The organism is Ancylobacter sp. FA202 (genome assembly GCF_000380205.1).
GTDB lineage: Bacteria > Pseudomonadota > Alphaproteobacteria > Rhizobiales > Xanthobacteraceae > Ancylobacter.
In genome coordinates this window covers 3,196,488-3,221,283 of record NZ_KB904818.1, presented here as the reverse complement: position 1 = coordinate 3,221,283, position 24,796 = coordinate 3,196,488, and the positions used below count along the sequence as shown (strand labels likewise).

The following is a 24,796-nucleotide window of genomic DNA, read 5'->3' as shown; positions in this document are numbered from 1 at the left end:
ACCCTCCCCTAGTCGACGTAGCGCTTGAGGCCCTGCCAGATTTCCTCGACCGTATCGAGGTAGCCCTGGTCACGGCGAATGGCGTCCGGCGAGGCCGTGCGGTCGATCTCCGGCTCGATGATCTGGGCGATCCGGCCGGGCCGGCGCGAGAGGATGACGATACGGTCGGAGCAATAGACCGCTTCCTCGATCGAGTGGGTGACGAAGATGAAGGTCTTCTTCTCCTTCTCGACCAGTTCGAGCAGATCTTCCTGGAACTTGCGCCGGTTCTGCTCGTCCACCGCCGAGAACGGCTCGTCGAGCAGGAGCACATCGGCATTCACCGCGAAGGCGCGGGCGAGGCCGACGCGCTGACGCATGCCGCCTGAAAGTTCGTGCGGGTACTTGCTCTCGAAGCCGGACAGGCCGACCTCGGCAATGTACTTCCGGGCGATCGACTGGCGCTCGTCCTTACCCATGCCCTTGAGTTCAAGGCCAAAGGCGACATTGCGCATGACCGTCGCCCACGGCATCAGCGCGAAGTCCTGGAACACGAAGGCGCGTTCAGGACCGGGGCCGGTAACGGTCTGGCCGTTGACCCGGATCTCGCCCGAGGTAGCGGGGATCAGACCAGCGATGATCTTTAGAAGCGTGGTCTTGCCGCAGCCCGACGGGCCGAGCAGCGTGGTCAGCTTGCCGGCGGGGAAGTCAAGATCGATGCCGCGCAGGGCCTCGACCTCATTATACATCTTGCACACGCCGCGCACTTCGACCGCGACATCCGAGCCGGCGGGGACGGCGGCGGCAGTGGCCGCCTGAGCGGTAATGTTCCGCATGATCAGGACTTTCTCTTCTCGGGACGCAGCACGCGAAGCTCGAAAGCCTCAAGCGCGGCCAGCGTCAGGGTGGACACGAGGATGATGGAGACGACGGCCGCATACATCTCGGCATAATTCGCCACCGAGCGATGATAGGTGATGAGGTCACCGATGCCGGTCGGAGTAATCAGCAGTTCCGCCAGGATCACGCCGATGAAGCCGGCGGCGAGGCCGAGGCGAAGGCCGGCGAAAATCACCGGGCTCGCATCGGGAATGATGATCTTGGTGATGCGCTGCCAGAGATTTCCCTGGAACGAGTAGCACATGGCCACCAGCGAGGGATTGGCGTTGCGAACCGCCTTGTAGCCGTTGAGCACGATCACCGGCAAAGCGAGCATGATCACCGCCAGCGTCTTCGACAGCAGGCCGATGCCATACACAAAGGTGATGAGCGGAATCAGCGCCGCCATCGGCGCCGCCTGAAGCACGATGAACACCGGCGCCACAAGCCATTCGGCGAAGCGCGACAGGCCCATGACGATGCCAAGGCCGATGCCAATGACGGCGGAAATAGCGATGCCGATCACCAGCGGCTGCAGCGTCTCGGCATAGGCCGCAACGAAGGAACCATCGAGGGTCATCGTCACGAAGGCGCGCAGCGTCTCCAGGAAGGTCGGGAAGGCGAAGCTGATCGGGATACGACCGGCAATCTCCCAGACGAGGAAGAAGAGGCCAATGGACGCCAGGCGCCAAAGGGCCGTGCGGTGCTCCGAGAGCTTCCTCCAAAAGAAGGAAGCCTCAGAGGTGGGAACGGCTCGCGAGGAGCCGTTCGCCTGTACCGGAAAACTCATCCAACCGGCCTCAGTTCGTGCCGACCTTGCCGAGCGCGCGATTCAGCGGCTCGAGGGCCCAGAAATCCTCGACCTTCAGGCTCGCCGGCTCGCCCTGAAGCTGACCGGAGAGGGTGTAGAAGGCGAAGTCGTCCTTCGCCGCCGCCTCGCCGCCACCATTGAGCGGGAACGCCTTGCCCTTAGCGAGCTCGGTGAAATAGGGGGTGATTTCTGCCACCTGATCGGCCGGCAGGTCAGGCAGCAGCTTGTACTTGGTCCGCCACTCCGCGACGATCGCCGGGTTCTTGGTCACTTCGCGCCAAGTGGTGATGACCGATTCGACGATGACGTCGACGTCGCCGGGATTTTTGTCCAGGAAGTCCTGACGGGCGAACAACGCCTCATCCGTGGCGTTGATGCCATCAAGCGGCAGGATGATGAACTTGCCGGGGGCCTTTTCCTGCAGCAGTCGGCGGCCTGCCGAATCGACGATGGTCGCCTTCACATTGCCCTGCAGCAGCGCGCCGGTACGCACTTCCGAACCCGGGATGTAGCTGATCTTGGAGAACTTGATACCCTGCTTCTCTTCCATCAGCTTCATGATGGCTTCGGTGCCCGAACCGCGCGAGTGGACCGCGATTTCCTGGCCGTTCAGATCCTTCCAGGTCTTGTAGAACTCGGCGTTGACCGCCGGATAGAAGCGCAGCGTCGAAAGCTGCAGGAAGATGCGGACCGGCACCTTCACCTTCTGCATCAGCGCGTAAGGTCCGCCGACGCCAATATCCGCCTGCCCGCTCACCACCGCCTGCGCAGCGATATCCTCGGACTTCAGATAGGTCATCTCGATGTCGACGCCCCGCTGCTTGGCCAGCTCGAAAGCGGCCAGCAGGTGGAGATTTTCGACCGAGGCGATATCGCCATAGGCGACGCGGACCTTGGCTTCGGCCTGCGGCACCGCCACCAGGGCCAGCCCGATGCCAGCAGCAACCGCCAACCCGGACAGGCCGCACAGCTTCTTCGTCAGTTCCTTGAGCATTTTCAGTCTCCCATGAGAGCCGAGCGGTTCAACCCGCCACTTATCCTAACCCGCGAGGTTGGATACCAATTTTGTTTTGGTTTATATTGGCTGCCATGGGCGGTCAAGATCGGATTGGCTTGACCGCAGGATTTGATGCCGTCATAGAATAAACCAATTCGCACTTTGGTTGATCCGGACACCATGCTTAATTCTTCCGCCGACTCCCATCTGGAAAAGGGCATCGTCACGCAATTGCGTGGCTATCTCGCCCAAATCGATCTTGCCGACGATGGCCGCCTGCCGCCGGAGAGGGAATTGTCGGCGGCGCTTGGCGTGTCACGCACGGAACTGCGCAAGGCCTTGGACGTGCTCGAAGCCGAGGGCCAGCTCTGGCGCCATGTCGGCAAGGGCACCTTCATGGGGAGCCGTCCGCTGGACACCTTCGCCGACATCGCGGCACTGGCCCGCCGGAGCAATCCGGCCGAGGTGATGCGGGCGCGCATCGTGATGGAACCTGAGATCTGCCGCGCCGCAGCCTTCACCGCGACGCCGGAAGACATCGCCGAAATGCGGATGTGCCTGACGCGCTCACGTCAGGCCGAGACCTGGCGCCAATATGAGGCTTGGGACACGCGCCTGCACCGGACCATTGCCGAGGCCTCGCAGAACACACTGTTGCTTGGCCTTTTCGACACGCTGAATGCGGTGCGCCGGGCCGTGACCTGGGGCCGGCTGCGCACCGAACCGGTGAAGCCGCTGCCAGACCATCACAGCTTCGCCGAGCACGAAGCGATCGTCGACGCTATCGAGCATCGCGACATCGCCGCCGCGGCCGCCGGCATGCGCGCCCATCTGCAGACGGTCGAGCGCAAGCTGCTCGACCGTCAGTAAGGCTCAGCTTCCGCGCCGACGAGCGGGCTTGAGAAAGCGGCGGCTTCGGTCTTGGATGGCTTTCTGGAACGCCGAGCGGATTCGCCTCGCGGGCGCTCCCCTATGGAGGCACCGCACCCAGTGGACCCTAGCCCATCGCCGACCTGCCCGGTGCGAGTTGTGCCCGTATGGGTCATCGTGACGTGAGCGCCGCCCGGCGCTCGCCCTCGCTCGCCGCCCGCTGGCGCCGCCTTGCCTGGCGCGACCGCGTGCTGTTGGGCGAGGCGCTGTTGACGGTGGGATTCGCCCGGTTGGCGATCATACTGCTACCGTTCCGCCAGGTGGCCCGCATTTCCGCCGCCCGACCGACACGCCCGCCGCCGCTGGATACACGGGAGCAAATCACACGGGCGCGCTGGGCGATCCGCGCGGTGGCACGCCGCATGCCGTTCCGCGCCATGTGCCTCGAACAGGGGCTGTCGGCGCGGGTGATCCTGCACAGGCGCGGTGTGCCGACCACGCTGTATTATGGTGTGATGAAAAATCCGGAGGGCCAGTTGATGGCCCATTTGTGGGTGCGCTCAGATACGATCGATGTGATCGGTACCGAGGAACTGGAGCGGTTCACCCTGCTCGCCACTTTTCCCCCGCTCGACAAGGCGGATACCGCCCTAGGCACCGGTGGGGCGCGCTGACCCATTGGCTGCCGCGGGGTTAGTCGAGGGTCTGCCGGAAGCGCTTCACCGCGATGACCATGGCAACGAGCATGATCACGCTGAGGCCAATGATGTTCTGCGCCAGATCGGCCGAGGTCGCTCCTTTCAACAGGATGCCGCGCACCATGCGGAGATAATGGGTCAGCGGCAGCGTCTCGGCGATCCACTGCGCCCAGGTCGGCATGCCGGCGAAGGGAAACATGAAGCCCGACAGCAGGATATTCGGCAGGAAGTACATGAAGGTCATCTGCACCGCCTGCAGCTGGTTCTGTGCCAGGGTGGAGAATGTGTAGCCGATCGAGAGGTTGGTGAGGATGAACAGGCCGGTCAGGACGGTGAGGAGCGCCAGATTGCCGACCACGGGAACATCGAAGAGCAGCACGGCCGCACCAAGGATCATTGCCGCCTGCATCGCCCCGACCATGACATAGGGCGCGATCTTGCCCACCATGATCTCCGCCGGACGGATGGGCATGGCCAGTAGCGTCTCCATCGTCCCGCGCTCGATCTCCCGCGTCACCGACAAGGCGGTGAAGATGAGCATGGTCATGGTGAGGATGGTGCCGAGCAGGCCCGGCACGATGTTCAGCTGGGTGACGGCGGCCGGGTTGTAGCGCGGATGGGTGCGGAATTCGAAGGGCGGCGGCGCCTGTTCCAGCCCGCTGCCCTCAGGCGCATCGTCCACATTGAAGCGCTCGCGCCGCACTGAGGTCTCCACCAGCCGCCCCAATGCCGCCAGCGCGCTGGTCGAGGCCACGGGATCTGTGGCGTCTGCCGAGACGAGCAGGGACGGGCTCTCCCCGCGCCGCACGGCGCGCTCGAAGCCGGCAGGGATTTCCACCACGAACAGCACCTGCCCCGAGCGCAGCAGATGCTCGGCCTCGGCCTCGTTCACCGGGTGATGCGTGATGGAGAAGTACTTAGTGTTCTCGATGGCGGCGAGGATGGAGCGGGTCAGCGACGACTGGTCATAGGCCAGCACGGCGGTCGGCAGGTGCCGCGGCGTCGTGTTGATGGCGTAGCCGAAGAGGATCAGCTGGAGCAGCGGGATCGATACCATCGCCGCGAAGGAGACGCGGTCCCGCATCAGCTGGATGAATTCCTTGCGTATCATCGCGCCGATACGGCGCAGGGAGCCTGCAACCCCGTTCACCGGAAATTATCCCTTGATCGGTTGATCAGGTCGATGAACACGTCCTCCAGATTGGGGCTGTCCGGGCGCCAGACGAGTTCCTCCCGCGCCGCGAAACGGGCGATGGCGAGCTCGAGCGCCGTACGGTCGCGCCCGCCGACATGCACGCTGGTGCCAAAGGGGGCGACCAGCTCAATACCGGGGACCTCCATCAGCTCGCGTGCCAACGCCGCCGGGTCTGGCCCGGTGACGCGCCACATGTGCAGCGCCGAGCCGGCGATAACCTCCTCCACCGTGCCCTGCGCCAGCAATTCGCCATAGGCGATATAGGCGATCTCATGGCAGCGCTCGGCCTCGTCCATGTAGTGGGTGGAGACGAGCACCGTGACACCCGCTCCCGCCAGGTCATGAATCTGCGCCCAGAATTCGCGCCGTGCCTTGGGGTCGACGCCGGCGGTCGGTTCGTCGAGCAGAAGAAGCTGGGGCTTGGGCAGGATGCAGGCGCCGAGGGCGAGACGCTGCTTCCAGCCACCGGAGAGATCCCCGGCCAGCTGCCGCTCGCGCCCCTCCAGCCCGAGAGAGACGATCGCCTCGGCCGCCGCCGCCTCGGCATCGGGCACGCCATAAATGCGGGCGATGAACTCGAGATTCTCCCGCACCGAGAGGTCGGCATAGAGGCTGAATTTCTGTGTCATGTAGCCGACGTGACGGCGAATGGCGCGGCCCTGCGTCAGGATATCCATGCCAAGGCAGGTGCCGCGCCCCTCGTCAGGGGTCAGCAGCCCGCACAGCATGCGGATGGTGGTGGTCTTTCCCGAGCCGTTGGGGCCGAGAAAGCCATAAATCTGCCCGCGCTTCACGCGCATGGAGAGCTTCCGGACAACCTGATTGATGCCAAAGCTCTTGCTTAGCCCCTGAACATCGATGGCGTAGTCAACGTCGCGGGCGAGCCCGGGCTCCAGCGAGGCCGCCTCCACATGCTCCGGGCGGGCGCTCATCGCGCGATCTCGACCGTGACCGGCTGTCCGGGCCGCAGCTTCGAGGGATCGCGCGGCTTGGCCTCCATCATGAACACCAGCTTGGAGCGCTCATCCAGGCTGTAGATGACCGGGGGCGTGTACTCGGCACTGGCGGCGATGTAGCTGACCGTGGCCTCGATCTCTTCAGCACAGCCATCGCAGCTCACCGTCACGGCGGTGCCGAGCTGGAACTGGGGCAGCGCCGGCTCGGGCACGAAGAAGCGCACCTTGATCAGTTCTGGCGGCAGAATCGAGACCACTGGCCGGCCAGCCGGAACCAGTTCCCCCATGCGGAAATAGAGCGTCTCCACCGTACCGCTGACGGGCGCGAACATGCGCCGCCGGTCCAACCGCACCTGCGCAGCGGCCAGACTGGCGCGGGCGGCATCCACTGCCTTTTCGGCAGCGGCGATCTGGTCGTCGCGGCCCGCGAGTTTTGCCGCTTCGATCTCATGGCGCGCCTGGTCGAGCGAGGCTTCGTTCTGGTTATAGGTCTGCTGCGCAGCATCGAGGGCCGCCTGCGAGGCCACCTGCTTGGACTGCAGGTCCTTCTGCCGGTCGAGCTCAAGTCTGGAAAGCTCCAGCGCCGCCGCGGCCCGCCTCTCGCTGGCCTCGAGAATCGCCACTTCCGCCGGGCGCTTGGCGGCCGCCTTGACGTTGGCAAGATCCGAGAGCGCCTGACCAAGGGCAGCTTCAGCCGACTTCAGATCGGCAACCTGCAAATCCGCGTCAATGGTGAAGAGCGGCATTCCCTTTGTCGCACGCGCCCCCTCATCTACCTTGAGCTCGACGATACGCCCGGCCTCGTCAGGGCCGACAAAGATGAAGTCCGCCTCCGCATAGCCCTGATACCCACCGGGCGCCGAGACAACGAAAAGGGCGGCAAGCGAAAACAGAACCAGGGTGAGAATGACGACGACCATATTGGTCGGCAGACGGAAACGCGGCGTCATCATACCCCCAGCAACGAAGCCCGCGAGAGTTCCCCTCGCTGTCAGGCCGGCGCCCTCCCCCCGGGCTGCGCTTGTGCGGAAAGTACGTCGTCCGCGCATGACTTGCGCGGACACGCAGGGGTCAGGAGCTTTTTCATACGATCAGATTTTCTTTTACAGTTCCAGCGCACGAGCCGGCCGGATGCTTCAATGACCTAGTTCCCATCAAAAAAAGTCGCTGACCTGCGATCACTCTTCCAATGCAGATAAAGATTTATTTCTGTCACCGGCCTGGAAAATGCTTGCATGACATCCTCATGCACCACCGAGGGCAAAATCATGCCAGATCTTGCCATTCTTCCGGGGCTTTGCCGGATTATTTATCTGGTCAGCTCAGATCAAAATAGTGCGAATTAAGTGATGCAACCCCATCGCATTCGACGATCTATTCGTCAAATTCGACAAGAAGTTCAGCACCGCGCGTAGCCTTGTCGACACAGCGTGGCTGTCGATACACATCTGATCTGGGGCGCGCATGACCGAGTGACGCCGATCAATCCCTGGCGGGAGATGGCGGCGGCCAATCCGTTCCTGCACCTGCACACCATCGCCGAGGCCGGCCATTGCCCGATGATCGAAACCCCCGAGTCGTTCAACGCGGTGCTGCAGCGTTTGCTTGTTAAGGAGCGGGCGACGTCGTCTTCCATGGCGAAACTGGAAGCGCGGTCGGCCCCGTGACCTCGCTCGCCCAGCGCCGTGACCTCACCCGGTGAAGGCCACTTCCTGCTTCTCGAAGCGCTGCGAGCCGAAATCCTGATGGTGATTGCAGAAATACTGCCGGGCGATCTCGGCCACCAGCCGGGCGCGGGTCACGTTTGACCCGGGAATTTTCTTGTCGATCCAGGCATCCGGCACGGTGAGCACCATTCCGGTTTCCAACCGGCACAGAATCAGCCGCAATTCCTCGCCTTCCATCACGCTCTCCGCCCCTCAGCCATGGAAAGCCTCGCTATAGGATGAGGCGCGGGGCATATCCAGCCCCTCAATCTCGCAGGCGCATCGAGGCGGAATCGTCGGCGCGGTGAGGGCCGCGGACCACGCGCCGGAGCGGCCTCCGGCCGGCGGGGCAGCCTGCGCCAGCGCCGAGCCAGTCGGCGAATCAGTGCCCGATCCGGCCGCCTCATCCCGACAGCGCGACCAGCCTCCAAAAAGAGCGCGACCTGTTGCCTATGGGCCACAAATCAGAAGCGACTCTCCAAGCCCTTCCTACGACGACTCTTTTTTTGAGCAGCCTTCATCTCAGGGTTGCAGAATATCGAGGCAGCGACACGCAAAGCCGCCCTGCGTGCATTTCCATTTTCGTTACGGTAGCCATCTACGAATGAGGATGTGCTATGCAGTGCTAGCTTCGATGTTGTGGAACGGTGCCAGCTCGGCAGGCGGAACTCCGTGTCCAGGGAGGTCAAGGGGCGATGATGCGAACAAAATTTTCCGTTGTGATCGTTGGCGTTTTGTCGCTTGGCGCTTTCGAAACTGCGATGGCTGATGACGCCTGCCAGACGTCGGGCCGGCTTGCGCAGACTGTCGGCACGGTGATGGTCGACAAGGGCAATGGCTTCGCGCCGGGCGTGGTCGGAACCTCGCTTGTGTCTGGCAACAGGATTTCTGTGCTTGGTCAGGGTCAGGCCGTGGTCGATTTCGGCAATCAGAAGACTCTTACGGTGCCCGGCTCGACCACCGAAATCGTTCAGGTTCCGGGTTGCGGCTTTGACCTGACGAATTCGGGCGGGATGAACCCCGCTGTTGGCATCGTGGGCACCCTTGCCGTTGGCGCGGGCCTTTCGGCGGCTATCTCGGCGTCCGATGGCAAGAGCGGAACCGTGATCTTTCCCGTCAGCCCCTGAGCGAACGGCCGCGTGGATTGATCGAAGGTCGGGCCGAGTGGGGTCCGTCGCTCCTACATGCGCCTTCCTGTTAAACCGCCCCTCGGGGCGGTTTTTTTATGGGTCAATGGTCATGGCTGAATGCGCTGCGCTTGTCTCCTACCGGACGACGGGAGCGCGTCGGCTCTCAAAGGGCGCCCGACGACGGGCCTCACCTCTTTGAGCCGTCGCCTTGCGGACGCCACCGCACTGCGATACCACATCGTAGACATAGTGGGTGAAGGTTGCGCTAGAGTCGTTCTTTCGCACAGGATCAACCGCGGGACTTCAAGTAGGGGATCGGATTCGGATTGTTGCGTCGATACTGACGGCTGGAATTTTGTCGCTCGCGGCGATCGGTAGCGCCTCCGCGGCCCAGACGAGCTGTAATTTGCCGATGAATCGCTCGGTGGGCGTGCTCAAGTCATTTACCGGCACGGTAATGGTCGACCGCGGCAATGGCTTCAAGGTCGCCCAAGTCGGCATGAAACTCAAGGCCGGCGACAAGATTTCGGTGATCGGCGAAGGCAGCGCCCGGTTCGTCTATAGCGGTGAGGCGCCACTGAATGTGGTCAGTTCGATGACAGCGACTGTTTGCTCCAGGCAGGTCGAGGCGGCTCCCTCGACTAGCATCGATCCGACGGTCGGAGTTGCCGCCATGCTCGGAGTTACTGCAGCCACAGCGGCGGTGATTTCGACCACACAAGGCAAGAGCACCACCACCATCTTGCCCGTCAGCCCCTGACGGGTTTTGGTCGTTACCGTGCATTAGGGCCTCGGATCGCCTCTCTGTATAGGCCCGGTCATAAACCGAGATCCTAAAGCGAGCCGCCGTCCTGCGGCTCGCCTTGAAGGGACGGCCTCGGTTTCCCTTCGCTTCGATTCCCCTTCGCTTCAGTTCCCCGACTTGACCGCGCCCGCCCGGCGATGGAGCATTGCGCGCTCCGACCGCACGCCATTGCAGAACAAGACGGCGGAGCGGGAGGATCGCATGCCTGCACGCCCCGGCGCGGCCATCGCCGCCTGCCTGCTTTCTCTGATGCCCTCAGCCTTGGCCGACCCCTCCGGCGACCCGGCCGCGGTCAGCTCCGACGCCGGTGAATACAGCGACAAGCAGGGCAACCCGACCTACAAGATCGACACGGACGGCACGGTCGACTGGTACACGGCGATCGGCTACATCCGCTACACCGCGAACTGCATGCAGTGCCATGGCCCGGACGGGCTCGGCTCCAGCTTCGCGCCCGCACTGACCGATGCCTTGCAGGACCTCAACTACAGCCAGTTCCTCGACACCATCACCAATGGCAAGCAGAATGTCAGCACCAGCCAGGATCTGGTGATGCCGGCCTTCGGCAAGAACCCGAATGTGATGTGCTTCGTCGACGCCATCTTTATCTATCTCCGGGCCCGCTCGGACGGCGCTCTCGGTCGGGGTCAGCCGGCCAACAGCGCGCCACGGCCGAAGGGCTACAGTGCGACCGAGGATGCCTGCCTCGGCTAGCGGCAATTGCCCGCCCCCCCGGTAGCGCGATGCCGGGATTGGCGCGATAGTGGGCGCCCTTCTTCATGCGAATCCGCAGGATCCGCTACCGACAACTCCGCTCCATCATGATGCGTGATGGGCAAAGGCTGCCTCTCGACGCCCTCACCGCCGGCGGGCCGGGTGATGGTGTCCGCCTCCCTCGCCGCCGCGCATGAGTCGCCCGATGAGCCTTGAGCGTCCCGCCTCCAATCTCTTCTACCAGACCCGCCTGCGCCGGCCGACGCTGGCGCGTGGCGAGGGCGTCTATCTCTGGGACAACGAGGGCAAGCGCTATCTCGATGGCTCCAGCGGGGCGATGGTCTCCAATATCGGCCATTCCAACCCGGCAGTGCTCGACGCCATGCGCCGGCAGATGGATCTTTCCACCTTCGGCTACCGACTGCATTTCGAGAACGAACCGGCCGAACGCCTCGCCACCCGCATCGCCGGCCGCATGCCGGAAGGTCTTGACCGGGTGTTCTTCGTCTCCGGCGGCTCAGAGGCGGTGGAGAGCGCGCTCAAGCTCGCCCGGCAATATGCGGTGGCGCGCGGGCAGGCCGAGCGCTGGAAGATGATCTCGCGCTTTCCCTCCTATCACGGCTCGACGCTGGGCGCGCTGGCGGTCACCGGCATGTCGCTGATGAGCGCGCCCTTCGCGCCGATGCTGCGGGAGATGCCGAAAATCCCCGCCCCCACCTGCTATCTCGACCGCGACGGACTTAACCTCGAAGAGCGCGGCCTGCGCTACGCTCACATGCTGCGGGAGGAAATTCTGCGGCAGGGGCCCGAGACCTGCCTCGCCTTCATCATGGAGCCGGTCGGTGGCGCGTCCACCGGCGCGCTGGTGGCGCCGGATGGCTACTACGCCGCCATCCGCGCCATCTGCGACGAGTTCGGCCTGTTGCTCATCTGCGACGAGGTGATGAGCGGGGCGGGCCGCACCGGCCGCTATCTCGCCAGCGAGCACTGGAACCTTCGTCCCGACATCGTGGCGCTCTCCAAGGGTTTTGGCGCCGGCTATGCCCCGCTCGGCGCCATGGTGGCGGACCGCATCCTCGCCGAGACGGTGATCGACCATGGCGGATTCATCCATGGCCACACCTATGCCGGCAACCCGCTGGCCTGCGCGGCCGGTCTCGCGGTGCTGGAGGAAATCGACCGGCTCGGCCTCATCGAAGCCGCCGAGCGGCAGGGGGGCATGTTGAAGGCGCGGCTGGAAGGGCTGATGACGCGCTTCCCCTTCATCGGCGACGTGCGCGGCAAGGGGCTGCTGCTGGCCTTCGAGCTGGTAGCGGACCGCGAAACGATGGCTCCGCTGCCGCCGGCGCTCAACGCCCATCTGCGCCTCGTCGACCTCGCCTATGATGCCGGGCTCATCATCTATTCGCGCCGCACCCGTGGCGGGAGGGTCGGCGATCACTTCATGGTTTGCCCCCCGCTTATTATCACCGATGAGCAGATCGACGAGATAATGGACAAGCTCGGCTCCGCACTGCAGAGCTTCGCAACCGAGGCAAAACTGCCGTTAGGTGGTGCGTGATGAGCCGCCCGGTCATACTCACCTGCGCAGTTACCGGCTCGATCCACACGCCGTCGATGAGCCCCTATCTGCCGATCACACCCGAACAGATCGCCGACCAAGCGATTGAGGCGGCAGAGGCCGGCGCAGCGATCCTGCACCTGCACGCCCGCGATCCCGCCACCGGCATGCCCTCGGCTGACCCCGCGCTGTTCGAGGAGATCGTCGCCCGCATCCGCGCCCGCAGCGACGCGGTACTGAACCTGTCGACCGGCGGCTCCTCGCGAATGACGCTCGACCACCGGCTGGCTGCCGCGCGACTGATCGAGCCGGAAATGTGCTCGCTGAACATGGGTTCGATGAATTTCGGCCTGTTCCCGCTTGCCGACCGCTATGAGTGGAGCCATGACTGGGAACGTGGCTTTCTGGAAGCCACCCGCTCGGTCATCTTCCGCAATAGCTTCGAGGATATCGAGACAATCCTCGCCGACCTCGGCGCGGCGCGGGGCGCCCGCTTCGAGCTGGAATGCTACGATGTCGGCCACCTCCAGACCGTTGCCTTCTATCTCAGGCAGGGCCTGCTGAAGCCGCCAGTGTTCCTGCAGTTCGTGCTCGGCGTGCTGGGCGGTATCGACGCGGCGCCGGAGCAGCTGATGCACATGAAGGCGACTGCCGACCGGCTGCTCGGCACCGACTACCACTTCTCCGTGCTCGCCGCCGGCCGCCAGCAAATGCCGCTTGGCACCATGGGGGTTATTCTCGGCGGCAATGTCCGCGTGGGACTTGAGGATAACCTCGCCATCGCCCGCGGCGAGCTCGCCACCTCGAATGCCGAGCAGGTACGCAAGATGGCGCGGATCATCGAGGAACTCGGCTACCGGCTCGCCACCCCCGACGAAGTGCGCGAACGACTGGCATTGAAGGGCCCGCCCACTCCCGTTATAGGGATCCCCACGCCATGAAGGTGATCTTCGATGCCGCGCAGAGGCGGCATTATCCCGGCTTCTTTCTGACAAGCGGCGCCCGCGCGCCCAACCCGGAGACACCCGCCCGCGCGGACATCCTGCTCGAGGCCGCGCGTGCCGCCGGCCTGACGCCGGAAGTGCCGCCCGATCTCGGCCTGGCGCCGGCGGCGTCCATCCACACACCGGAATATCTCGCCTTCCTCGAAGGCATTTTCGCGCGCTGGCAGCGGATCGAGGGAGCGTCGGAAGAGGTGATCCCGAACATCCACCCCGACCGGCGGGGCGGCGCCTATCCGCTCTCCGCCGTGGGGCAGGCCGGCTACCACATGACGGACACCTCCTGCCCGATCGGGGCGGAGACCTATGCTGCCGCGTTGCGCAGCGCCCATGCCGCTGCCCATGCGGCGCATCGCGTGATGGAGGGCGAGAGCGCCGCCTATGCGCTGTGTCGCCCGCCCGGCCATCATGCCTTCAAGGATCTGGCCGGCGGCTTTTGCTACCTGAACAATGCCGCCATCGCCGCGCAGACGTTGCGCGCAAGTACGCCCCGCGTCGCCGTCCTCGATATCGATGTGCATCATGGCAACGGCACGCAGGGCGTGTTCTACGACCGGGCTGACGTGCTCACCGTTTCGCTTCATGCCGATCCGACCCGCTTCTATCCCTTCTTCTGGGGGCATGGCGATGAGCGCGGCGAAGGGCCGGGCCTCGGCTATAATTTCAACCTGCCGCTGCCCCGCAAGACCGGCGACGAGGGCTTCCTGGCCGCGCTCGACCGAGCATTGTCGCGCATTGCCGTCTTCTGCCCGGGCGCGCTGGTGGTCGCGCTCGGGCTCGACGCCTATGAGGGCGACCCCTTCGCCGGGCTCAGCGTCTCGACGCCTGGCTTCCGGCGCATTGGAGCGAAGATCGGCGAGTTCGGTCTGCCGACCGTGCTGGTGCAGGAAGGCGGCTATGTCTGCAACGGGCTCGGCGGCAACCTTATTGCCTTTCTGGACGGTTTCGGCGCGACCCATCGCGTGGCGGCGGATACGGAGCGGTGAGAGCGATGGAGGTCCCGGAGCCGCCGACGATCCGGCCGATCGAGCGGGGTGATCTTACCGCCGTCGCCGATATGATCGCGCAACTGGCCAACCATGTCCGGCCCGGCTTCACGCCGGGCGCCGATGCCGCGAGCCTGGAGCGCTACGGCCCGACCGGGCTCGGCTTGTTCGAGGCGGTGATCGCCCGGCGGGAGGAGGCGCCGGTTGGGCTGTGCCTCTACACCTACGCCTTCTCGGGCTGGCGGGGCCGGCCGGGCGTGTTCGTCGAGGATCTTTATGTCGCGCCGGCCGAGCGCGGCAGCGGGCTGGGGCGCGCGCTCCTTGCCGCCATCCTCGCCCGCGAGGCACCGCAGGGGTGCGCGTTCATGAAGCTGCATGTGGACAAGGCGAATGCCGGCGCACACGCCTTCTATGCGCGCCTCGGCTTCGTGCCGGAGGCGCATGACGACACCCTGCTGATCGACGAGATCGGCCTCAGGGCGCTCGCCAGCTGAAACTGACGCCGGCGCTGGCGCGCAGCCGCGACAATCAGGTTCTGAGTCCCGGCGCTTCCTGCCCGGTGCGGGCGACATATTCGATGTAGCCGCCGCCATATTGGTGGATGCCATCCGGGGTCAGTTCCAGCACGCGGTTCGACAGAGCCGCGAGGAAGTGCCGGTCATGGCTGACGAAGAGCATAGTGCCCTCATAATCGGCCAGCGCGGCGATCAGCATTTCCTTGGTGGCGATATCGAGATGGTTGGTCGGCTCGTCAAGCACCAGGAAGTTCGGCGGATCGTAGAGCATGCGGGCCATGGCAAGCCGCGCCTTCTCGCCACCTGAGAGGACCCGGCACTTCTTCTCCACATCGTCGCCCGAGAATCCGAAGCAGCCGAGCAGTGAGCGCAAGGAACCCTGCCCCGCCTGCGGAAAGGCATCCTCAAGCGTCTCGAACACGGTGCGCTCGCCCTCCAGCACTTCCATGGCGTGCTGGGCGAAATAGGCCATCTTCACACTGCCGCCGACTGAGACGCTGCCGTCATCGGGCACGGTCTCGCCTGCCACCAGCTTGAGCAGCGTCGACTTGCCGGCGCCGTTGACGCCCATCACGCACCAGCGCTCGCGCCGGCGGACATGGAAGTCCAGCCCGTCATAGATGCGCCGGGCGCCATAGCCCTTGTGCACGTTTTTCAAACTCACGACGTCCTCGCCCGAGCGCGGCGGCGGCTGGAACTCGAAGGCCACCGTCTGCCGGCGGCGCGGCGGCTCGACACGCTCGATCTTGTCGAGCTTCTTCACCCGGCTCTGCACCTGCGCGGCATGGGAGGCACGGGCCTTGAACCGCTCAATGAAGGCGATCTCCTTGGCCAGCATCGCCTGCTGACGCTCGAACTGCGCCTGCTGCTGCTTCTCCGCCAAGGCCCGCTGCTGGGCATAGAATTCGTAATCGCCGGAGTAGGAGGTGAGCGAACCGGCGTCGATCTCCACCACCTTGTTGACGATCCGGTTCATGAAGGCGCGGTCATGCGAGGTCATCATGAGCGCGCCGTCGAAATTCTTCAGGAACGCCTCCAGCCAGATCAGGCTCTCAATGTCGAGATGGTTGGAAGGCTCGTCGAGCAGCATCACGTCGGGGCGCATGAGCAGGATGCGCCCGAGCGCCACCCGCATCTTCCAGCCGCCGGACAGCCGCCCCACATCGCCGTCCATCATTTCCTGAGTGAAGCCAAGGCCCGCAAGAACCTCGCTGGCCCGGCCCTCCAGCGAATACCCGTCCAGTTCCTCAAAGCGAGCCTGCACCTCGCCATAGCGCTCGATGATCGCGTCCATCTCGTCGGCGCGGTCGGGGTCGACCATCGCGGCCTCCAGCGCCCGCAATTCGGCGGAAATGACGCTGATCGGACCGGCGCCGTCCATCACCTCGGCCAGCACCGACTTGCCAGCCATGTCGCCGACATCCTGGCTGAAATAGCCGATGGTGATGCCGCGATCGGTGGATACCTGTCCCTCGTCGGGCGCCTCCTCGCCAGTGATCAGGCGAAAGAGCGTGGTCTTACCGGCGCCATTGGGGCCGACGAGGCCCACCTTCTCGCCTTTCAAGAGCGTCGCCGACGCCTCGATGAAAACGAGTTGCTTGCCGTTCTGCTTGCCGATGGAATCGAGCCGGATCATGCGCGCGAAGGTTCCCGAGAAAATCTCCCGCGCACTTAGGCCATTCTCCGCGCCGGTGGAAGAGGCCGGCGGGCTCGGCGGCGCCGGGCTCTGGAAATTTCAAAGAGATATCGCTGTTGATCCGCAGCTATTCCGCATCCATAATGCAGATCTAAGACGTCTTTTTCCGAAGCCATTCACCTAAAATGGTATTTATAGCCGGATTGGGAGCGCAATTTGATCGATCACGAACGAAAAGTCATCTTCGTTCACATTCAGAAAACAGGCGGAACATCGATTACAGCGCATTTCGGCCTTCCCGCTGAATTGCCCGAGAAGCATTTCACTGCTCTCGAGCTGCGTGACCTCTATGGTCGACCTCAATGGGGTACCTATTTCACATTCTCTGTTGTACGGAACCCATGGGATCGCCTCGTATCGTGGTGGGCAATGATCGACGCCCACCGGGCGGATTGGCAGCGAGGGTCCCGACTCAATGCCTTCCAGACCTATGTGCTGGAGCGGGCAACGACGTTCGAAGATTTTATCGCCAATTGCGGCGACGAGGTGCGCGACACGGACGGCGCCAAATCGATTCACCGCAACCAGATCGACTATCTCGTCGACGAGGCCGGCACACTCATGGTCGATAAGGTCTGCCGCTTCGAGCGGCTTGCCGAGGACTTCCAGCAGGTTATGGAACGCACCGGGATCAGCGGTCCGCTGCCGGTCATCAACGCCTCGCGTCGCCGCGACTATCGCCGCTACTACACCGAGGAAACCCGTGCCTTGGTGGCGCAGCTCTATGCCCGCGACATTGCGTTTTTCGGCTTCGAATTCGGCGACGGCAGGATCAGTCCCGCCATCGCCTGAACATCATCAGCTGCGTCCGCCTCAGACCGCCGACACGCGCCAGATGCAGTCGCCGACATCATCGACGCACAGAAGCCCGCCGCGCTGGTCGACGATCACCCCCACCGGCCGGCCGAGCGCCTTGCCATTGACCCGGAAGCCGCCAAGGATTTCCTCCGGCGGCCCGGCCGGCTTGCCATCCTTGAAGGGAACGAAAATGACCCGGTAGCCGGAGGGCGGGTTGCGGTTCCAAGAGCCGTGCTGGCCGATGAAGGCGCCATGGGTGAAGCGCGCGCCGAAGCGGTCATCATCGACAAAGGTGAGGCCAAGCGAGGCGGTGTGCGAGCCCAGCGCGTAATCCGGCTTCAGCGAGGCCGCGACAAGGTCCGGCCGCTGGGGCTTCACCCGCTCGTCGACGATCTTGTCGTAATAGCAATAGGGCCAGCCATAGAAGGCCCCGTCCTTCACTGACGTCATATAATCGGGCACGAGGTCGTCCCCGATCTCGTCGCGCTCGTTGACGCTGGTCCACAATTCGCCCGTGACCGGATTCCAGTCCATGCCAACCGGGTTGCGCAGGCCGCCAGCGAAGACGCGCCGCGCCCCGGTGGCGATATCGACCTCCAGAATGGCGGCACGGTCGACCTCCTCCTCCATGCCGAACTCAGCGACGTTGGAGTTGGAACCAACGCCGACATAGAGCTTGGTGCCCTCCTTGTTGGCGACCAAGCTCTTGGTCCAGTGGTGATTGCGGCCCGAAGGCAGATCACACACCTTTACCGGCGGCGCGTCGATGCGGGTGGCGCCGGGGATATAGGGAAAGCGCACCAGCGCATCCGCGTTGGCGACATAGAGCTGATCGCCCACCAGCGCCATGCCGAAGGGCGAGTAGAGGTTCTCCAGGAAGGGCAGTTTGATCTCGGCCACCCCGTCGCCATCGGCGTCGCGCAGAAGAGTGATGCGGTTGGCGCTCTTCACCCCGGCGCCGGCGCGCACCATGACGAAGCCCATCGCCCACCAGCGCAGGCTGAAAATGCCGGCCGGCCAGGGCGGTCCGGCGGTCTCGGCGACGAGGATGTCACCATTCGGCAGTTCATAGACCCAGCGCGGATGATCGAGGTTTTCGGCGAAGAAGCTGACCTTGAAGCCCGGCGCGGGCGTGGGCTTCTGGCCTGGACCCCAGCCGATGGCGGGGGCGATCTTCATGATGGGAATAAGTGTCGGCTTGGGCTTGGGCAGCTTGGGCAGGTCGCCATAGCCGGCTTCCTCGGCAAGGGCGGGAGCCTTGCGCAGATCGGTGAGGAAATGCACGACGCCCGTGATGCAAGCACCCAGAAAGCCGCTGATCTTCACGTAATTGGCCATGACTGGCTCCGGCAGAGGGGGATGGACCATCTCAGCCCGGAAAGACGCGCCAGCGCAATACCTTCCTTGGGTTATCCTCCCTCGGGCAGATCTTCTCCCAGCGTCACCATCGGGAATTCAAGCACCTGACGCAAACCGATCGCCATGTTCTCAAGTTTGAGAGTCCCGCCATTGCGGGTCACGATCTGCTCGGCAATGGCGAGGCCCAGCCCCGCCCCAGGGGTAGGCGCGCCGCGCGCCGGATCGACACGAAAGAAGGGCTCGAACACGCGCGGAAGCAGTTCCTCAGGAATTCCTGGACCGGCATCCTCGATCAGCACCTGCACCCTGCCAACGCTGCTCCCCATAAGCACCGTCGCCTCCCGCCCATGGGTGGCCGCATTGATGAAAAGGTTGCGCATGGCGCGGCGGAGCGCTTCCGGGCGCGCACGGATCAAAGCCGGGCAGGTCTGTCCCAACGTCACGGCATAGCCGATCTCCCGCAGTTCCGCCGCCGTGTCCGCCACCATCGCGTCGAGACGCAAAGGCTCGCCGCCGCCATCCTCCACCTCCTCGCGCACTAGGCGGATGGCGCTGTCGGCGATACGGTCAAGTTCGTCGAGGTCGTCGATGAAGGCCGTGCGCTCTTCTTCGGCCAGGAATTCAGCACGCAGACGCATGCGCGTCATCGGCGTGCGCAGATCGTGCCCTGCAGCCGCCACCAGCCGCATGCGACTTTCCATCACCTGCCGCAACCGTGTCGCCAACTGGTTGATGGCGCGCGCCGCTGCCCGCACCTCGGCTGGCCCCTTCTCAGGAACCGGATCGACATCGCTGCAGGGCGTTATGGCATCGGCAGTTCGTTGCAGCAGCGCCAGCGGTTCGGTCATCCGCCGCACGGCGACGACCATCACCAGCGTAACCCCCAACGCGACAAGAAGTATCCAACCGACGAGAGGCCACGCATTGTTCGGGCTGGGCATCGGAAGGGACATCGGGACGATGAGCCAGCGGCCATCGGAAAGTGGGGCCGATATCACCGGCCAATCCAGATCTGGCGGCACGGTGATGAGCACATGCAGCGCCCGTCCGCGGCGCGCGAGGGCACCGTTGATCGAGCCGGTAATGGGTTCAACGCTGCGCCCACCGGCAGGGGCACCGGCGATGCGGCCATAGGGGCCTTCCTCAACGGCGTCCTGCGTGCGCTCGGCGAGGTCGACGAGCAAGCCGAGCTGAACCGCCGCCGCGTCGTCCGCCCGGCCGAAATCCGGCGGTGTCAGCATGAGGAAGGACAGCCCGGTCGCCACCACAAGCACGCCCAGCACGCAACCGACCAGAAGTGCCGTGAGCTTGGTGCGGATGGTGTTCACGAGGAGGCCGTGTCCGCGCCTGCTGCGGGCTCGACCCGCGCGGCCAGTTGATAACCGCCGTTGCGCAACGTCTTGATAATCTGGAAGTTTCCAGCGTCGCCGAGCTTGCGTCGCAGCCGGCTGATCAGCACATCGACCGAGCGGTCGAAGCCGGCCGAGGCGCGGCCATGGGTGATGTCGAGAAGCTGCTCGCGCGACAGCATGCGCCCCGGCCGCTCCAGAAGGGCGAGCAGAAGGTCGAACTCGGCGCCGGTGAGCACGATTTCCCGGCCCTCCGGGTCCCAGAGCTGGCGACTGGTCGGATCGGCGAGAAAGCCGCTGAACCGCAGGCGCATGACGGGCGTGGTGGGCGCCGCGTCGCGCGGCGACAGGCGCCGCAGCACGGCCCGGATGCGGGCGACAAGCTCGCGCGGATTGAACGGCTTGCCGAGATAATCGTCGGCGCCGATCTCCAGCCCGATGATGCGATCGACGTCTTCCTTCAGTGCAGTGAGGAGGATGATCGGTACAGTGGAGCGAACACGGATCGTCCGGCACAGGTCGAGGCCGGAGACATCCGGCAGCATCAGGTCGAGCACGACCAGGTCGATCCGCCCCTCGGTGAGGCGGCGCTCCGCCTCCTTGCCATCGGCGGCCAGCGACGCGCGAAAATTCTGCTCGACGAGATAGCGCCCGAGCAGCTTGCGAATTTGCTGGTCGTCATCGACCACGAGTATGTGCGGGCCACTTCCCGCTTCAGAACCGCGCATATCGTCCATGCCGCCCCTATACGCGCCTAACCCTGGCCCTGCCGAAGATTTTTGCGACCGAGCATTGCTGTCCCGGCTCGCGCAACGCCGGGAAACAATTCTGGCGCATTTTTCCGACTGCGGGAAACGGGGCGGCAATGCCAGCTCGCGGGTGGCGGCGGAAGAAGGGCTCCCCATCCCTTGCTCCAGGTTCAGGCGCGTGCATATGATAATGTTGGTATCCTGATGATAGTTCTCTCGCCGACACTCTCATCCATGCAGACATCACTGGACAGCGAGCGCGTGCTCCGTTGGATCGTCATCTATCTCGCCGTCATTTCAGGCGAGGATAGCGAGACGATCGATCTGGATTCACATCTCTCCCATTTCGATATCGATTCCGTCGACGCCGTCGAAATGGCGCTGCAGTTCGAGACGACGTTCAATCGTCCCATCGGGGCGGAGTTCTTTCTCGTTAGCGAACTAACGATCCGGGAGCTTGCCGGACGGATCGTCGCCAATGCCGCCGGACACCACGTTTAGCTCGTCGGCGCTCCGCCCCTCCCGGCGGATCCACGCCGCCTCGCAACTCGATTCATCCTACCTCGCCTATGCCAAGTCCATCGCGCACGGGAACTCCGATCCCCAGCTGCGCCTCGACGTCTGCCGCCAGTTCGTCCGCTGCGGCATGATCGGCGAGACGGTCGCCATGCTGGCGACCCTCATGGATGTGCGCGATCTGCGTGCGAGCGTGGTGGAAGTGATGGCCGATTTGCGGGAGCTGCGGCGACATCGCGCCGAGGACCGCAAATACCTGCCCGATAGGGAGACCGAGGACGAGGGATCAGAGGATCGCGGCTATTGGGTGGTTCCAGCCAATTCGGATACGACGCTGGTCGCCTTCACCGGCAGGGCCAAGCGCCTGGGCTTGTCAGTCTACTTCATGCAAAGCCTGCTCGGACGGCTGAACGTCAACGTCATCTATCTCTTCGACTGGTCGCACAGCTATTACTTTGGCGGCGTGTCGGGGCTGGGAGCTGACGTGGAGACCACGGTGCGGCAATTGCGCGGCCTCTGCGCCGACCTCCAGTCTCGCCGGGTGCTCTGCCTCGGCCAGTCCGCCGGCGGCTTCGGGGCTCTCCATTACGGCCTGAAGCTGGGCGCCGAGGGCATCATGGCCTTCAGCCCCATCATCATTCCGGTGTTGGCGGGAAAGACACGGGACCGCATCGGAACCAAGATCGGACGCCCCTTGACCGAGGACGAAACCAATCTGCGGCAGCGGATCGCCAGCACTGATCGAGCGCCCCATATCGAGATCGTCTATGGTGCCGAGAACGTGGCTGACACGGCTTCGGCGCGTTATCTCTCCGGCTTACACGAGGTCGCGGAGCATCCGCTCCCAGGCGTCAGCTCTCATGGGACGATACAGGAGACGGTGGCCAGCAACACATTCGGCACGCTGATGGACGGCTTCATCCGCTCATCCGGCCGGTGGGGCTGGGACGCAGGGGATCAATCGGCGATCAACGACAGCCAGTAGGTCATCACCGGGCCTATCCGCTCCACTTCGGCACCATTGGCGAGGGGGCGCTTATTGGCTTCGAGGAACCAGAAATGGAGATCCTGGTCGACGGCGAAGTCGATGCCGAACTCATAAGAGGCGCTCAGGCCGGGCGCGCGGCACAGCGTGGTGGCGATGTCCCGGGCAAGCGCCTGAATCTCGTCGATTTTTCCAGCCGGGTCGGTCGCCCCACGCGCCGCAAAATAAGATTCCGCGTCCACGAGAGCGCTGCCCTTGGCGCGGTTCGACACCAGCTTGGAGCCGATGGAGATGCGGCCCGTCAGGCGGTAAATGTCCCAGCCTTCATCCGGCCGGCGGACCATATCGGGCCTCACCGTCGCCGGCTGGCCAACCGCATCGCGGGTGTCGATGAAGCGCTGAACCAGATAGGTCCGGTACGCCATGCGCGCGCGGATCGCGCCAATGACGCGCGCCATCGCCTCGGCGGCCGTGCCGCTCCAGGACTGCGAGTCCTTGTGAACGACAACCTCGCCGCCGTGCGGAACGATGAAGAAGATCCCGGTTCCCAGCGCGCCATCGGACCGCTTCACCACGATCGGGCCACCTTCCAGCCATTGGGCGAGTTGGGCCTCGATCCGCTCGGCGACCAGCACCTCTTCGGGAATCAGGTGCGGCACAAGGTGGGGATAGGCGGCCAGTAGCGCGGTCATTTCGTGCTTGTCGAAGCCGTCAAAGCCCAGAAGCTTGGTCGTCTCGCGCAGCCAGTTCTCGACCACGCGATGCTCGGGCCGGGTCACGGGCGCTGCCGCGACGATGAGCGGAGGCACACCTATCTCGACGCTCTTCCATGCCCCTTCGACGAACTCGTTAGCCCTTATCCGTCCCGTGGAAACGTCGCAATCGGCACTACGGGCCAGGACCACCCTGGCACCCCGGAGCGCCGCCTCACCAAGAAGGGCTCGCAGCCGGATCGGCGAAAGGGATTCATGAAGGGTCGCCTCATGTCCCAGCAGGAGGATCGTTGGGGTATCCGGCATCGTGTTTTCCATCCGCATCAGCGACGGTTCTAGCCGGTGGGGCGATAGCGGTGAACTCCCTCGGGGGACTCAGGAATCAGATTATTTTCAGCGGTTGGAAGGACTTTGCCCGCTTTCGGGCGCCCACGCTCACGGGGGCCACGCCCGCCGTCACCGGAACTAAATGGTGCCCTGGTGATTGATGGCTGGGGGTGAACATGGACCATCTGTCATTGCCGACCTGGCTTCTGGGCGTGTGGGATCGCCTGCGCTCCAGCTTCTGGTTCCTGCCCTCAACCATGGCGGCGGGCGCTGCCGCGCTCTCCTTCGCTCTGGTCTGGCTGGACACTTCGCTGGAGGATGGGGCCATCGAGCGCCTGGGCTGGCTCTACGGCTTCGGGCCGGAAGGCGCGCGCGCCGTGCTGTCGGCGGTCGCAGGCTCGATGATCACGGTCGCCGGCCTCACCTTCTCGATGACCATGCTGACGCTCCAGCTTGCCTCCTCGCAGTTCGGTCCCCGGCTGCTGCGCAGCTTCATGAGCGACCGTGGCAACCAGCTGGTGCTCGGTACCTTCACCAGCACCTTCCTCTACTGCCTTCTGGTGCTGCGCACCGTGCGGGGCACCGAGGAAGCTAGCTTCGTGCCCCATATCTCCGTCACCTTCGGAGTCGTGCTGGCAACGCTCAGCCTTGCCGTGCTCATCTACTTCATCCACCACATCGCCAACTCGATCCGCATCGAAACCGTGCTGGCCGAGCTGGCGCGGGAGACGCAGGCCGCGATCGACCGGCTTTATCCCACCCAGCTGGGACAGGAGCCGAGCCCGCGTGACGCCCACGCCCCGGCCGGCCTGCTGCGCGAGCTGGAAGCAGATCCGCTCGCTGTCTTCATCCAAGGCAGCGGCTATGTGCAGCGCCTCGATGAAGAGGCGGTGATGCGTATTGCCACCGAGCATGATCTTCTGGTCAGCGTCGACACTCCTCCGGGCCGGTTTGTGACCGAGCGGGACGCCGTGCTGCGCGCCGCGCCCCGCGCACGCGCCTCAGACGAGGTGCTCGACCTCCTGCGCGAGGCGTTCGTCGTGGGATCGGACCGCACACCGACACAGGACCTGCACTTCTCGCTGCGCCGGTTCGTCGAGATTGCCCAGCGGGCGCTTTCACCCGGCATCAATGATCCGACGACGGCGCTTTATTGCATCGACAGATTGGAACAGGCGCTTTGCGCATTGGCGGAACGAGAGTTCCCCTCGCCGGTGCGAGCGGACGAGCAAGGGCGCCCGCGCGTCATAACCCCGGTGAGTTCGCTGCAGGACTTCGCCTGCCCCGCCCTGGCGGCGATCGCGCGCTATGGCATGAATGACGCGGATGTGGTGCGACAGCTCGTGGCCGCGACGGCGGCGCTAGCCGCAAGGGCCGGCCCAGGCGCGCGGGAGGCGCTGCGGAGCCTGGGTGCCGCCATCGAGGCGGAGAGCCGGTCAACCCTCAGAGCGTTCGATGGAGGGCGTGGATAAGCGCCCGCCCTGCCCTACCCGCGCAATGG

The 24,796-nt window shown here is 64.5% G+C and carries 27 protein-coding genes; 15 read left to right on the top strand and 12 right to left on the bottom strand.

Annotated features, from left to right (window positions below):
• Positions 1-8: 8 nt before the first annotated feature.
• The 3 genes from A3M1_RS0114600 to A3M1_RS0114590 are packed head-to-tail and all read right to left on the bottom strand — an operon-like array spanning position 9 to position 2,663.
• A complete protein-coding gene (locus tag A3M1_RS0114600; RefSeq protein WP_018389726.1) occupies positions 9-815 on the bottom strand; it encodes an ABC transporter ATP-binding protein in 807 nt (268 codons plus the stop codon).
• A gap of 2 nt (positions 816-817) precedes the next feature.
• The gene (locus A3M1_RS0114595) at positions 818-1,648 is read right to left on the bottom strand and encodes an ABC transporter permease (protein ID WP_018389725.1); all 831 of its coding nucleotides are present in this window, start codon (positions 1,646-1,648) and stop codon (positions 818-820) included.
• Between the two features lie 10 nt (positions 1,649-1,658).
• Positions 1,659-2,663: an ABC transporter substrate-binding protein gene (locus A3M1_RS0114590; RefSeq protein ID WP_018389724.1), complete on the bottom strand. Its 1,005-nt coding sequence runs from the start codon at positions 2,661-2,663 to the stop codon at positions 1,659-1,661.
• A gap of 183 nt (positions 2,664-2,846) precedes the next feature.
• On the opposite strand from A3M1_RS0114590, the gene A3M1_RS0114585 reads away from it, so the two are divergent.
• The gene (locus A3M1_RS0114585; RefSeq protein ID WP_018389723.1) at positions 2,847-3,536 is read left to right on the top strand and encodes a FadR/GntR family transcriptional regulator; all 690 of its coding nucleotides are present in this window, start codon (positions 2,847-2,849) and stop codon (positions 3,534-3,536) included.
• Positions 3,537-3,703: 167 nt separating this feature from the next.
• Positions 3,704-4,210, top strand: coding sequence for a lasso peptide biosynthesis B2 protein (locus tag A3M1_RS0114580; protein ID WP_018389722.1), 507 nt, complete (start codon positions 3,704-3,706; stop codon positions 4,208-4,210).
• Positions 4,211-4,229: 19 nt separating this feature from the next.
• Here the strand turns inward: A3M1_RS0114580 and A3M1_RS0114575 are convergent, their stop codons facing one another.
• From A3M1_RS0114575 to A3M1_RS0114565, 3 genes are read right to left on the bottom strand one after another with little or no spacing between them, the layout of a single operon-like run.
• Complete coding sequence (locus A3M1_RS0114575; RefSeq protein WP_245261894.1) at positions 4,230-5,345, bottom strand: ABC transporter permease; 1,116 nt, start codon at positions 5,343-5,345, stop codon at positions 4,230-4,232.
• A 35-nt stretch (positions 5,346-5,380) separates the two neighbouring features.
• Positions 5,381-6,361, bottom strand: a complete 981-nt coding sequence (locus A3M1_RS0114570; RefSeq protein ID WP_018389720.1) for an ABC transporter ATP-binding protein — start codon at positions 6,359-6,361, stop codon at positions 5,381-5,383.
• Positions 6,358-7,449 (bottom strand): HlyD family secretion protein, encoded by a 1,092-nt coding sequence (locus A3M1_RS0114565; RefSeq protein WP_245261683.1) that lies wholly within the window; start codon positions 7,447-7,449, stop codon positions 6,358-6,360. Before A3M1_RS0114565 ends, A3M1_RS0114570 begins: the two co-directional genes overlap by 4 nt.
• A gap of 366 nt (positions 7,450-7,815) precedes the next feature.
• On the opposite strand from A3M1_RS0114565, the gene A3M1_RS0114560 reads away from it, so the two are divergent.
• The gene (locus tag A3M1_RS0114560; protein WP_018389718.1) at positions 7,816-8,052 is read left to right on the top strand and encodes an alpha/beta fold hydrolase; all 237 of its coding nucleotides are present in this window, start codon (positions 7,816-7,818) and stop codon (positions 8,050-8,052) included.
• 24 nt (positions 8,053-8,076) lie between these two features.
• Here the strand turns inward: A3M1_RS0114560 and A3M1_RS0114555 are convergent, their stop codons facing one another.
• On the bottom strand, positions 8,077-8,289 hold the full coding sequence (locus tag A3M1_RS0114555; protein WP_018389717.1) for a hypothetical protein: 213 nt from the start codon (positions 8,287-8,289) through the stop codon (positions 8,077-8,079).
• Positions 8,290-8,786: 497 nt separating this feature from the next.
• On the opposite strand from A3M1_RS0114555, the gene A3M1_RS0114550 reads away from it, so the two are divergent.
• From A3M1_RS0114550 to A3M1_RS0114520, 7 genes are all read left to right on the top strand, one after another.
• On the top strand, positions 8,787-9,218 hold the full coding sequence (locus tag A3M1_RS0114550; RefSeq protein WP_018964076.1) for a hypothetical protein: 432 nt from the start codon (positions 8,787-8,789) through the stop codon (positions 9,216-9,218).
• 415 nt (positions 9,219-9,633) lie between these two features.
• The gene (locus A3M1_RS0114545) at positions 9,634-9,981 is read left to right on the top strand and encodes a hypothetical protein (protein ID WP_018389715.1); all 348 of its coding nucleotides are present in this window, start codon (positions 9,634-9,636) and stop codon (positions 9,979-9,981) included.
• 246 nt (positions 9,982-10,227) lie between these two features.
• Positions 10,228-10,740: a c-type cytochrome, methanol metabolism-related gene (locus A3M1_RS0114540; RefSeq protein ID WP_018389714.1), complete on the top strand. Its 513-nt coding sequence runs from the start codon at positions 10,228-10,230 to the stop codon at positions 10,738-10,740.
• 205 nt (positions 10,741-10,945) lie between these two features.
• Positions 10,946-12,301 (top strand): aspartate aminotransferase family protein, encoded by a 1,356-nt coding sequence (locus A3M1_RS0114535; RefSeq protein WP_018389713.1) that lies wholly within the window; start codon positions 10,946-10,948, stop codon positions 12,299-12,301.
• Positions 12,301-13,242, top strand: a complete 942-nt coding sequence (locus tag A3M1_RS0114530) for a 3-keto-5-aminohexanoate cleavage protein (RefSeq protein ID WP_018389712.1) — start codon at positions 12,301-12,303, stop codon at positions 13,240-13,242. The genes A3M1_RS0114535 and A3M1_RS0114530 overlap by 1 nt, the downstream gene beginning before the upstream one ends.
• Positions 13,239-14,288, top strand: a complete 1,050-nt coding sequence (locus tag A3M1_RS0114525; RefSeq protein ID WP_018389711.1) for a histone deacetylase family protein — start codon at positions 13,239-13,241, stop codon at positions 14,286-14,288. The genes A3M1_RS0114530 and A3M1_RS0114525 overlap by 4 nt, the downstream gene beginning before the upstream one ends.
• Before the next feature lie 5 nt (positions 14,289-14,293).
• The gene (locus A3M1_RS0114520) at positions 14,294-14,782 is read left to right on the top strand and encodes a GNAT family N-acetyltransferase (RefSeq protein WP_018389710.1); all 489 of its coding nucleotides are present in this window, start codon (positions 14,294-14,296) and stop codon (positions 14,780-14,782) included.
• Positions 14,783-14,816: 34 nt separating this feature from the next.
• On the opposite strand, the gene A3M1_RS0114515 is transcribed toward A3M1_RS0114520, so the two are convergent.
• A complete protein-coding gene (locus A3M1_RS0114515; protein WP_018389709.1) occupies positions 14,817-16,439 on the bottom strand; it encodes an ABC-F family ATP-binding cassette domain-containing protein in 1,623 nt (540 codons plus the stop codon).
• On the opposite strand from A3M1_RS0114515, the gene A3M1_RS26485 reads away from it, so the two are divergent.
• Together A3M1_RS26485 and A3M1_RS0114510 are read left to right on the top strand one after the other, a co-directional pair.
• Positions 16,438-16,623: a hypothetical protein gene (locus tag A3M1_RS26485; protein WP_156029625.1), complete on the top strand. Its 186-nt coding sequence runs from the start codon at positions 16,438-16,440 to the stop codon at positions 16,621-16,623. The genes A3M1_RS0114515 and A3M1_RS26485 overlap by 2 nt on opposite strands.
• A gap of 32 nt (positions 16,624-16,655) precedes the next feature.
• Positions 16,656-17,291, top strand: coding sequence for a sulfotransferase family 2 domain-containing protein (locus tag A3M1_RS0114510; protein ID WP_245261682.1), 636 nt, complete (start codon positions 16,656-16,658; stop codon positions 17,289-17,291).
• Positions 17,292-17,312: 21 nt separating this feature from the next.
• Here A3M1_RS0114510 and A3M1_RS0114505 read toward each other — a convergent pair whose 3' ends face one another.
• From A3M1_RS0114505 to A3M1_RS0114495, 3 genes are all read right to left on the bottom strand, one after another.
• Positions 17,313-18,635, bottom strand: a complete 1,323-nt coding sequence (locus tag A3M1_RS0114505) for a sorbosone dehydrogenase family protein (protein WP_018389707.1) — start codon at positions 18,633-18,635, stop codon at positions 17,313-17,315.
• Positions 18,636-18,706: 71 nt separating this feature from the next.
• Positions 18,707-19,984 carry an ATP-binding protein gene (locus A3M1_RS0114500; RefSeq protein ID WP_018389706.1) on the bottom strand — a complete coding sequence of 426 codons (1,278 nt, stop codon included), beginning with the start codon at positions 19,982-19,984 and terminating at the stop codon, positions 18,707-18,709.
• Positions 19,981-20,742 (bottom strand): response regulator, encoded by a 762-nt coding sequence (locus A3M1_RS0114495; RefSeq protein ID WP_245261681.1) that lies wholly within the window; start codon positions 20,740-20,742, stop codon positions 19,981-19,983. The genes A3M1_RS0114500 and A3M1_RS0114495 overlap by 4 nt, the downstream gene beginning before the upstream one ends.
• 246 nt (positions 20,743-20,988) lie before the next feature.
• Between A3M1_RS0114495 and A3M1_RS0114490 the strand changes: the two genes are divergently transcribed.
• Complete coding sequence (locus A3M1_RS0114490) at positions 20,989-21,255, top strand: acyl carrier protein (RefSeq protein WP_018389704.1); 267 nt, start codon at positions 20,989-20,991, stop codon at positions 21,253-21,255.
• The gene (locus A3M1_RS0114485) at positions 21,233-22,255 is read left to right on the top strand and encodes a hypothetical protein (protein ID WP_018389703.1); all 1,023 of its coding nucleotides are present in this window, start codon (positions 21,233-21,235) and stop codon (positions 22,253-22,255) included. The genes A3M1_RS0114490 and A3M1_RS0114485 overlap by 23 nt, the downstream gene beginning before the upstream one ends.
• Here A3M1_RS0114485 and A3M1_RS0114480 read toward each other — a convergent pair.
• On the bottom strand, positions 22,228-23,274 hold the full coding sequence (locus A3M1_RS0114480) for a YheC/YheD family protein (RefSeq protein WP_245261680.1): 1,047 nt from the start codon (positions 23,272-23,274) through the stop codon (positions 22,228-22,230). The genes A3M1_RS0114485 and A3M1_RS0114480 overlap by 28 nt on opposite strands.
• 197 nt (positions 23,275-23,471) lie before the next feature.
• Here A3M1_RS0114480 and A3M1_RS25095 point away from each other — a divergent pair, with 197 nt between their 5' ends.
• The gene (locus tag A3M1_RS25095; protein WP_018389701.1) at positions 23,472-24,767 is read left to right on the top strand and encodes a DUF2254 domain-containing protein; all 1,296 of its coding nucleotides are present in this window, start codon (positions 23,472-23,474) and stop codon (positions 24,765-24,767) included.
• Positions 24,768-24,796 lie beyond the last annotated feature (29 nt).